8 protein-coding genes are annotated in these 9,840 nt (G+C 45.2%); 7 read left to right on the forward strand and 1 reads right to left on the reverse strand.

Features of this window, described 5'->3' with window-relative positions:
* Window positions 1-114: 114 nt before the first annotated feature.
* A complete protein-coding gene (locus JGK20_RS24520) occupies window positions 115-909 on the forward strand; it encodes a dienelactone hydrolase family protein (RefSeq protein ID WP_363319244.1) in 795 nt (264 codons plus the stop codon).
* A gap of 125 nt (window positions 910-1,034) precedes the next feature.
* On the opposite strand, the gene JGK20_RS24525 is transcribed toward JGK20_RS24520, so the two are convergent.
* Window positions 1,035-1,652 (reverse strand): CP12 domain-containing protein, encoded by a 618-nt coding sequence (locus JGK20_RS24525; RefSeq protein ID WP_293176760.1) that lies wholly within the window; start codon window positions 1,650-1,652, stop codon window positions 1,035-1,037.
* A gap of 43 nt (window positions 1,653-1,695) precedes the next feature.
* Here JGK20_RS24525 and JGK20_RS24530 point away from each other — a divergent pair, with 43 nt between their 5' ends.
* The 6 genes from JGK20_RS24530 to JGK20_RS24555 form a co-directional block, all read left to right on the forward strand.
* Window positions 1,696-1,935 (forward strand): hypothetical protein, encoded by a 240-nt coding sequence (locus JGK20_RS24530; protein ID WP_293189110.1) that lies wholly within the window; start codon window positions 1,696-1,698, stop codon window positions 1,933-1,935.
* A 66-nt stretch (window positions 1,936-2,001) separates the two neighbouring features.
* Complete coding sequence (gene glpX, locus JGK20_RS24535) at window positions 2,002-3,039, forward strand: class II fructose-bisphosphatase (protein WP_293176740.1); 1,038 nt, start codon at window positions 2,002-2,004, stop codon at window positions 3,037-3,039.
* A gap of 152 nt (window positions 3,040-3,191) precedes the next feature.
* Entirely contained in the window at window positions 3,192-4,484 is a 1,293-nt protein-coding gene (locus JGK20_RS24540) for a glutamyl-tRNA reductase (RefSeq protein ID WP_293232460.1), read from the forward strand.
* Between the two features lie 587 nt (window positions 4,485-5,071).
* Window positions 5,072-8,059, forward strand: coding sequence for a UPF0182 family protein (locus tag JGK20_RS24545; protein WP_293232470.1), 2,988 nt, complete (start codon window positions 5,072-5,074; stop codon window positions 8,057-8,059).
* Between the two features lie 483 nt (window positions 8,060-8,542).
* Window positions 8,543-9,217, forward strand: coding sequence for a tetratricopeptide repeat protein (locus JGK20_RS24550; RefSeq protein ID WP_293232462.1), 675 nt, complete (start codon window positions 8,543-8,545; stop codon window positions 9,215-9,217).
* A 383-nt stretch (window positions 9,218-9,600) separates the two neighbouring features.
* Window positions 9,601-9,840, forward strand: a 240-nt coding sequence (locus JGK20_RS24555; protein ID WP_293232464.1) for a hypothetical protein, incomplete at its 3' end; no start/stop codon positions are given.

Genomic DNA, 9,840 nt, shown 5'->3' on the forward strand with positions numbered 1-9,840 from the left:
GCGATCGCAATAATCTACCAAAATCCCGCAATTTTTTTCTAGAATTCAGAATCGCCAATTTTCTAAGCTATGAGCAGGATTAGAAAACTGAACGAGCGAAGCTGGAAAAAGCAAATGAAAAATAGCGAAATTAATACCACAACAGTCAAAATCCTTAACAACAACTTACAAATCGATGCTTACTTAGCCCAACCAGTAGAAAAGGGAATTTTTGCTGCGGTTATTGTGTTTCACGAAATCTTTGGTGTCAATGAAAATATTCGGGATATTACCGAATTGATAGCACAACAAGGATATATAGCAATTGCACCTGCGATGTATCAACGTATTGCTCCCGGTTTTGAATTTGGGTTTAGCGAACCAGATATTGGTTATAGTCCAGAAGCTTACCAATTGGGGTTGCAATACTATCAACAAGTCAAATATTGGGAAATATTCAGCGATATTCAAGCAACTATTGCCTATCTAAACACATTACCCAACGTTAAAGCTGATTCTATTGGCTGCATTGGTTTTTGCTTTGGTGGTCATATTGCTTATATGGCTGCAACCTTACAGGATATCAAAGCAACTGCTTCGTTTTATGGCGGGGGGATTACAACTTCTAGCTATGGAGAATATACTCCAACTATCGATCGCACATCGGCAATCAAAGGCACGATTTATACATTTTTTGGTACGAAGGATACATTGGTTTCACAGGAAGAAAACCAAAAAATTGAGGCAGAATTACAGAAACATCAAATCAATCATCGTGTATTTCGATACGATGCAGGACATGGATTCTTTGGTGGATTGTTCGTAGATAAGTACCCGTTTTTAGCACACCATCCTAATATAATAGGATACAGAGAAGCTGCTGCTGATGCGTGGCAACAGGTTATTGAACTCTTTCAAAACAAACTTTAAAGCTTACCAGCGAGATCGTTAGTATTTGAAAGCAGATGGTAGAAGGCATAATTAAAAATTCAGCTTTCTACCTTCTGTCAACTGTCAACTGTCAACTGTCAACTGTCAACTGTCAACTGACTAAATTAACTGTCGTACATCCGGGCTTCGGCCGCGTCGGGATTCTCTTCGCAATACTCATCAAAAGCCGTTTTTTCAAGCTTGATCGATCGCTGGTGAGCGGCCTCAGCCTGCATTTCCTCTACGATGTCCCAAGCTACCGCGCACTGTTTAGAAGTAGCACCTTTCTCTGAACAGACTGTTCTAGCATCGGCGATCGCCTTTTGAATTTCATCCTCAAAGACAACACTCTTCGGCTTCTCAACAAAATCACTTTTTGTCAAAATATCCGTTACCGAAATAATGCCCAGCAGTTTGTCCTTAATCACCGGAGCTCGACGGATGCGGGTATTGGCGAACAACCTCGCCACATATTCCACGCCCAAGTCGGGATTCACCGTGATGCACGGTTTGGTCATAATCTCGAAGACGCGGACTTTTTGCGGGTCTACTCCGTAGGCTGTTACTTTGTAAACAATATCCGTTTCTGTGACTATGCCATAGGCGTCTTGTTCGTGGCGGCGTTCCACAATTAGCGCGCGCAGACACAGTTCGTTCATCATCGCCACTGCTTCAGCTACCGTTGCCGAACCACGAATGGTGACAACTTCCTTTGTCATAATATCTTGGGCTTTCATCATCATTTTTTCTTGCTCCCAGCTCATACACTTAGAGTGTATCTCGATTGTGGGACGCCTGATTTACCATGACTATCGCAACTTACGCCTGGGATCGCCTCCGCCTCCGAGAGTCCGCTCTTGGACGATCGGGCCCGCCTGTGTAAGACGATCGCCATCGCAAGAGTCAAGCATTCGGGCGATCGAGCCTTCAGCTTATTTTGCCCAATTTATCAGCCCCAGTCTCAAAGAAGTAAAAGTTAACACAAACAAACCAACTGCTTGCGCTCGCACAGATCCCCGCCTCTGATAAACTTGATGGCTGGGAGTGCAAAAAGCACAAGGCACGCAAGACTTAGTTGGGAGTATATAGTTCGTGGATAATGCAATCGGTTTAGAGATTATCGAAGTAGTTGAGCAGGCAGCCATCGCCTCCGCTCGATTGATGGGCAAAGGCGAGAAAGATGAAGCCGACAGAGTGGCTGTAGAAGCAATGCGCGAGCGGATGAACAAAATTCATATGCGCGGCCGCATCGTGATCGGTGAAGGCGAACGCGATGACGCACCCATGCTTTACATCGGCGAACAAGTGGGTATTTGTACTCGTGAAGATGCTAAAGATGTCTGCAACATAGATGAATTGATCGAAATTGATATCGCTGTTGACCCTTGCGAAGGTACTAACCTGGTTGCTTACGGTCAAAACGGTTCGATGGCTGTTTTGGCAATCTCTGAAAAAGGCGGTTTGTTTGCTGCTCCCGATTTCTACATGAACAAATTGGCTGCTCCTGCGGCTGCCAGAAATCATGTAGATATTCGCAAGACACCAACCGAAAACCTCAAAATTATCTCTGATTGTCTCGGCCGTAGTGTTGAAGATTTGGTGGTTGTGGTGATGGATCGCCCTCGTCACAAAGATTTAATTAATGAAATTCGCCAAGCTGGTGCAAGAGTTCGACTGATCAGCGACGGCGACGTTTCTGCTGCGATTTCTTGTGCGTTTTCTGGTTCCAACATCCACGCCCTGATGGGTATTGGTGCTGCACCTGAAGGTGTGATTTCCGCAGCAGCCATGCGCTGTTTGGGCGGTCACTTCCAAGGACAGTTAATTTACGATCCGGCTGTTGTAAAAACTGGTTTGATCGGTGAAAGTAAAGAGAGCAATATCGCTCGACTTACATCAATGGGCATCACAGATCCAGACAAGATCTACAATGCTGAAGAATTGGCATCTGGAGAAACAGTTCTGTTTGCGGCTTGCGGAATTACTCCCGGAACGCTGATGGAAGGAGTTCGCTTCTTTGGTGGCGGCGCTCGTACTGAAAGTTTGATTATTTCTTCTCAGTCGAAGACTGCTCGGTTTGTGGATACAATCCATATGTTTGACCAGCCTAAATCTCTGCAATTGAAATAATCATTAGTTAGCGGTTAACAGTTAAATTTTAAATGTTAATTTTTGACTATTAACCGTTGACAGTCACCAGTGATTAACAATTAGCGATAAACTAAGAGTTAATCACAGGTGACTGTAGATAACTAAGAAATAAATAGTGACAAATGACAGATATGAATATTGCAGTCGTAGGTCTCAGCCACAAAACAGCGCCGGTTGAAGTTCGGGAAAAACTCAGCATTCCAGAACAAAAGATTGAAGCGGCGATCGCCCAATTGCGCGGCTACCCCCACATTCAAGAAGTTGCAATCCTCAGCACTTGCAACCGTTTAGAAATTTATATCGTTACCACAGAGTCAGAGCCGGGAGTGCGAGAAGTGATGCAGTTCCTTTCGGAATGCAGTAAACTTCCTTTGCAGTCTTTGCGCCCTCACCTGTTCATTTTGCTGCACGAAGATGCGGTGATGCACTTGATGCGAGTGTCTGCGGGCCTCGACAGTTTGGTGCTCGGAGAAGGACAAATTTTGGCTCAGGTGAAACAAACTCACAAACTCGCCCAGCAGTACAAAGGTGTTGGCAGAATTTTAGAACGTTTGTTTAAGCAAGCTTTGACAGCCGGGAAACGTGTTCGCACAGAAACTAGCATTGGTACTGGTGCGGTTTCGATTTCTTCGGCGGCGGCGGAATTAGCTCAATTAAAAGGTCAGCATTTAGCAACTAGCCGGATTGCAATTATCGGTGCTGGGAAGATGTCGCGCTTGTTGGTGCAGCATTTGCTGTCGAAAGGAGCGAGTCATATTGCGATCGTCAATCGATCGATGCGAGGCGCTGAGGAATTGGCCGGTTTGTTTAAAGATGCTACACTGCACTTGCATTTGCTCTCGGACATGATGCAGGTAATTGGGGATTCTGACTTGGTGTTTACCAGTACAGCCGCTACAGATCCGCTGTTAAATAAAGCTAAATTAGAAGCTGTCTTAAAACCCGATCGCCCTTTGATGTTGGTGGACATTTCTGTGCCGCGCAACGTTGACTCGGATGCTAAGGAATTGGATAACGTCAAGTCGTTTAATGTGGACGATTTGAAAGCAGTGGTAGCTCAAAATCACGAAAGCCGCCGCAAAATGGCAATGGAAGCTGAGGGCTTGCTGGAACAGGAAGTCGAGGCTTTTGATGTCTGGTGGCGCAGTCTAGAAACTGTTCCTACCATTAGCTGTTTGCGGGATAAGATCGAATTAATTCGAGAACAAGAGTTAGAAAAAGCTTTATCGCGTCTGGGTTCCGAGTTTTCGGAGAAACATCAAGATGTGATTGAATCTTTAACAAGAGGGATTGTGAATAAGATTTTGCACGATCCGATGGTGCAGTTGCGGGCGCAGCAGGATATTGAGGCGCGCCGACAAGCGATGCACACTTTGCAAACTCTGTTTAATTTGGATGTTGATGTCAATCAGCAGTACAGTTAACAGTTGACAGTTGACAGTTGACAGTTGACAGTTGTCATTGGTGATGTTTTGCATCAGCTTTTAATGTAATTAGGACTTACCCATTTGCTCATTAAGTAATGGGGTTTCTTAACTCAAATTTAGGGTTTTATATCCTTTCTGTTTGCATTGGAACGATCATTTTGTGCATTGCTGTCCCTGCTGGCGAGTCGCGCGAGCGGGGACAGCACTGTATAATTCCGATGTAACTGATATCTTGCACCATTCTTAACTAGCCTTTCACGGACGGGCAGGATGCCCATCCCACAAGAAAATTTATTTTTTGTGGAACAGGCATCTTGCCTGTTATTGAGAATGCGGCAAGATGTGAGATGTAACCGCAAAAAATATTACTTGTTACCAGGCTGGAGCCTGGTAACGCAGATTCGGAGGTTCTGCCTCCATTTTTGGATGAGGCAGAGCCTCTCGATATCGGTTCCCTGGCAGAGCCTGGGAACCAGTTTAACAACTAACAACTAACAACTAACAACTAACAACTAACAACTAACAACTAACAACTAACAACTAACAACTAACAACTAACAACTAACAACTAACAACTTAAGCGAATTCATCAATTAATTCTATTGCTTGTAGGGCTGTGGTTAGTTTTTGAGTTTTCCTCGCGGATTGTGGCAGAAATGCTGTGGTTTGAGGAAGTTGGATATCTTCAGGTTTTGCTGTTAAAACTGAAAACTCAAGGGTTGCTGGGCGCGATCGCACTTTTGGTATCTTCCGCCTTCTTCTTCGGAAATTTAGCCCTAGCCCGCCGCCTGCAACTTCCCACCGAAAACATTAAATCACCTGTTTTTAGGCAGTTAATCGCGCCCGCAAGTGGCAAAAACACGAAGAAAAATCATCAATCACCTGCTGCTAAATCTCAAATTGCGTTTCCCTGGCTGTTGTTGGCGATATTTGGATTAAGTGCGATCGCCAGTTTAACAGTAATTCACTGCGGGCTCTTAGCCACCGGTAGCATCGGCGATTTTAGGATAGTCGGGGGTTTGTCTGCGCCGCCAATTCACTTCGGATTTAAGTCAATCCAGGTTGGCGTGGTGCAGCTATCGTCTGATTGGTGGCAGTTGGGCTTGCTGCTGGGGATGATGTTCGCTGTAGCAATTAAGCCGGATTTTTGGTTGCGGGCGATCGCTCTTTTGCTCAGTTTGGCGATCGGGATAATTGCCGCTAGTCGCTGGACTAAACTTTTACACTATTTCCACCCTACTAATTTTAACATCACCGACCCGATTTTTAATCAAGATATTAGCTTTTATGTATTTATCTTGCCCATCTTAGAATTACTAAGTTTCGGGCTGACTGTTGTATCTGTGTACGGTTTAGTATCTTGCACTTTAACCTATTTGCTGTCTGGAAACAGCCTGAGTCAAGGGATATTTTTGGGGTTTTCGCGATCGCAACAGCGGCACTTGTACGGCTTGGGAGCAGCTTGCATGGTAGCCATCTCGCTCCGGTACTGGCTGGGCTGTTACACCTTGCTGTACTCGCGCGGAGACGTTACCTACGGGGCTGGTTACGCTGACGTGACAGTGCGGCTTCCCGTCTATGGCTTTTTGAGTGTGGTGGCTGGGGCGATCGCACTTTTCATGCTTTGGCCTGTTTTCCAATTAAACATCAACAATAATAACTTAAAAAAAATCATCTTAGCATTTTTAACTTTAAGTATATCTCTAGGTTTGCTGCTGCCAAAAATCGTGCAGCAACTGATAGTCAAACCCAACGAACTAGCCCGCGAACAGCCCTACATCCAGCGCAGCATTGCCTTTACTCAACAAGCTTTTGACCTCAAGAAAATTGAAATCAAAACCTTCGATCCAGGCGGAAAACTTACATATCAAGACTTAGAAAAAAATCAACTTACTATTAGCAACATCCGGCTGTGGGACAAACAGCCACTGCTGCAAGCCAACCGACAGTTACAGCAAATTCGACCTTATTATACATTTCCTGATGCTGATATCGATCGCTATACAATCAAAAACGCCACAGCAAAAAAGGGAGATGTGGAAAGCCAGCAAGTAATTCTGGCGGCGCGGGAATTAGATTACACAGCGGTGGCGCCGGAAGCTCAAACTTGGGTAAACGAACACCTCGTGTACACTCACGGTTACGGCTTTACTCTATCTCCCGTAAACACAGTCGGTGCCGGCGGTTTACCCGATTATTTTGTCAAGGATATTGGAGTTACAGCCCAGACAGGAGACACTACTTTAGATGTCACGAAAGATAGCATTCGGGCCAGTATCCCGATCGGCTATCCGCGCATTTACTACGGCGAAGTCACCGATACAGACGCCATCGCACCGACAAAAGTCAAGGAATTCGACTATCCCAGCGGCCAAGACAATGTTTACAATACCTACAGCGGTACGGGCGGAATTGCGATCGACTCTCTATGGAAGCGCTTGCTGTTTGCGAGTTATCTCAAAAATTGGCAAATGGCGCTAACCCGCAATTTCACACCCGAAACTAAGTTACTTTATCGCCGCAATATTAACAAAAGAGTCCGGGCGATTGCTCCTTTTTTGCGCTACGATTCCGACCCGTATTTGGTAGTAGCAAACGCCAATCTCAGCAAAGGCGAAATCGAAAAAAAACCGGATAAAATTGGCAACAAGATTAAACCTTCACCCTCGGTAAACGATAAATCTCCCAACTATCTTTACTGGATTATCGATGGCTATACAGCGAGCGATCGCTACCCTTATTCAGATCCAGGAAGCAATGAATTTAACTACATCCGCAACCCGGTAAAAGTCGTCATTGACGCCTACAACGGCTCTGTCAACTTCTACGTTAGCAATCCTTCCGATCCGATTATTAAGAGTTGGATGGCTATCTTTCCCGGACTCTTCAAACCCCTGGACAAAATGCCTCCGGCACTCCGCAAACACATTAGATATCCCGTAGATTTGTTGAGCATTCAATCGGAACGGTTGTTAACTTATCACATGGAAGATCCGCAGGTATTTTACAATCGGGAGGATTTGTGGCGCGTTCCTAATGAGATTTATGGTGGCAAACAGCAGCCCGTAGAACCGTATTATTTGATTACAAAACTACCGACAGAAACATCAGAAGAGTTTATTTTGCTATTGCCATTTACGCCAGTCAGTCGTAATAATTTAATTGCTTGGATTGCAGGGCGATCGGATGATGATGATTATGGTAAATTGCTATTGTATCAATTCCCCAAACAGCGATTAGTTTACGGCCCGGAACAGATAGAAGCTTTAATCAACCAAGATCCGGTGATTTCCGAACAAATATCTCTGTGGAATCGGCAGGGGTCAAAGGCGATTCAAGGCAATTTATTAGTAATTCCGATCGAACAATCTTTGCTGTACGTAGAACCTTTTTATTTAGAGGCTGAACGCAATAGTTTGCCAACTTTAATTAGAGTGATTGTTGCCTACGAAAACCGAATTGTGATGGCGGAGAATCTCGACAAGGCACTGAAGGCACTTTTTCAGCCAAAATCTACGAATAAACCCGCAATTGTGAGGCCAGTAGAAGGCGCAGCCCCCGCGTTGAATTGACAGATGATATTTGTAGGGTGCGTCGCCCTCGAAAATATCTGAAAAAAAAGCAACAATCTCATAGCGACGCACCCTACAGTGACTCAAATATCTCTGATCTCTTAGTCCGCGTCGGCGGACATTGTTTGTGTAGACGCGGTTTCAACCGCCGGGTACTCAAGGCGATCGCGAATCCCCACAATTATTGCTACAATAACAAAAACAAACCGCCTCACCATCTCACCAATGTTAGATAAAATTTGGCGATTCCTCAAACAATTAATTCAGCGGATTTTGTGCGCTTATACTCAGTATTTTAACCCCCCCTGGCCCCCCCTTGGTAAGGGGGGGGACAAGAAAGAAAATCTTGCTTCCCCCCTTAGCAACAGCGGGGGGAAAGAGGGAACAAATCTTGCTTCCCCCCTTAGCAACAGCGGGGGGAAAAAGGGAACAAATCTTGCTTCCCCCCTTAGCAAGGGGGGACTGAGGGGGGTTCTTCCAACTTTGACTGATGCGGAATACGAGGCGAAGTTGATGGAACTTCTCGAAGGGGTGAATCAGGGCTGGGGAAGAGGCGGTGTTGCGGGATTCTTAATCGCAAAACAAATTAAAAATGGTGAGTTGGCGGCTTGGTTGCGGAGGTTTGGCGATCGATTGTTTGAGGGCGCGCAGGGGAGTACAGCGTCTGCGGATGCGGTGGTATCGCTTCAGGAATTGGCGCGCAGGTTGGAGTTATTGGGTGGAGTTGCGGGTGGGGAATTGGGAGAGGTGGCGGGGAATTTTGGTAGGGAGATTTTGGTTGAGTTTCCGCTAGTTTCGGATGAGGGGGGTGAGGATGTTGATGGAGAGGCTGAAGCTTGGTGCGATCGGGGTGAAAAGGAATATGATTTAAACGATTTAGAAGGGGCAATTATCTCCTATGACAAAGGTTTAAAAATTAAACCAGATTATCACCAAGCCTGGTACTGTCGGGGCTGTGCACTGGGTGAATTAGGCAGGCTAGAAGATGCGATCGCCTCCTGGAATAAAGCCTTAGAAATCAAACCAGATTTTCACCGTGCCTGGTACAATCGGGGCATTGCACTGGGTAATTTAGGCAGGCTTGAAGATGCGATCGCCTCCTACGACAAAGCCTTAGAATTCAAACCAGATCGATCGCCTCCTACGACAAAGCCTTAGAATTCAAACCAGATGACCACGAAGCCTGGATTAATCGGAGTATAGCAGTCAGCAACGCACCTAGATATAACCAGGTAGTTTATGAAATCTTACAAGCAAAATTCCCTAAATCTCCACCTGTTACCAGAACTCTCTTAACTCACAACCTGACACAGCGCGGCTATGAAGGACAAATATTAACATTAAAAGCAGGCTTAGAGTATTGCCTACAAAATACCCACCCCGGAGGATATGGAAGCCTATATAAAGAACTAGGAAATGCTCATTATAGCCGAGGAAAACTCAATTCCCCCTATACCTATTGGAATAAAGCCGCCACCAGCTACAAAGAAGCCCTCAAAACTCTCACAAAAGATACTTTCCTGCAACTGCATCTACAAGTTTTGCAGAAATTAATCAAAACCTTAGTCAGCTTAAAACAAACTGACGAAGCCAATAAATTACAACGAGATGCCACCGACTTATTGCAACGCTTGCTGAAACAGCAAAACTATTCCCAACTCACCCAACAGCAACTCACCGACAAATTAGTTAGCTTTGAACAATTAACCGTAAATATATTCATCCAGTCGGGGCAGTTTGCCGAAGCCTTAGCCACAGCAGAAACCGATAAAAATGTCTGC

The organism is Microcoleus sp. PH2017_05_CCC_O_A (assembly GCF_020738785.1).
Classification (GTDB): Bacteria; Cyanobacteriota; Cyanobacteriia; order Cyanobacteriales; family Microcoleaceae; genus Microcoleus.

Excerpts from the sequence above, each read along its gene's own strand:
- JGK20_RS24520 (WP_363319244.1), top strand. The coding sequence starts at position 115 with ATGAAAAATAGCGAAATTAATACCACAACAGTCAAAATCCTTAACAAC.
- JGK20_RS24525 (WP_293176760.1), bottom strand. The coding sequence starts at position 1,652 with ATGATGATGAAAGCCCAAGATATTATGACAAAGGAAGTTGTCACCATT.
- JGK20_RS24540 (WP_293232460.1), top strand. The coding sequence starts at position 3,192 with ATGAATATTGCAGTCGTAGGTCTCAGCCACAAAACAGCGCCGGTTGAA.